We start from the raw sequence: 376 nt of genomic DNA, 5'->3' as shown, positions 1-376 counted from the left end.
ACTACATAAGGTGTAAATATCTCTGGTTGAATTACATCTACTATTTTAGTTGACATTATTTATCTCTCCTTTTTTAATTAAATACTTGCTTGTAATTGTTTTGCAAGTTCTGGATTTTCTCTAAAAATTCTTCCTTGCTCTGTTAGATTGAAATGTTCTTTGCTCCAAGGGTTCTTAACTCCGCTTGGTGTCTTAGTTTTATTAAACGGGTCTTGTCCTTCGACTTTAGGTGCGAATAAATCCTTATACTGCTCTTTAATACTTACAAGTTGCTCATCAATTCCAACCACCGAACCATCATTCTGAACAGATAGCTTAGACTTATCAAATTTAGTCGATAACAGTTCCGGGTACTTAGTATCAACTAGCTTCGATT

The 376-nt window shown here is 34.0% G+C and carries 1 protein-coding gene; it reads right to left on the bottom strand.

Features of this window, described 5'->3' with window-relative positions:
- Positions 1 to 77 precede the first annotated feature (77 nt).
- The coding region (locus tag RCF13_RS02860) for a phage scaffolding protein (protein ID WP_308140824.1) at positions 78 to 376 on the bottom strand (299 nt) is incomplete at its 5' end.

This window comes from Stenotrophomonas maltophilia group sp. RNC7, from assembly GCF_030910085.1.
GTDB lineage: Bacteria > Pseudomonadota > Gammaproteobacteria > Xanthomonadales > Xanthomonadaceae > Stenotrophomonas > Stenotrophomonas sepilia.
The sequence above is the reverse complement of the archived record's forward strand: the minus strand, read 5'-3'. Positions and strand labels throughout refer to the sequence as shown.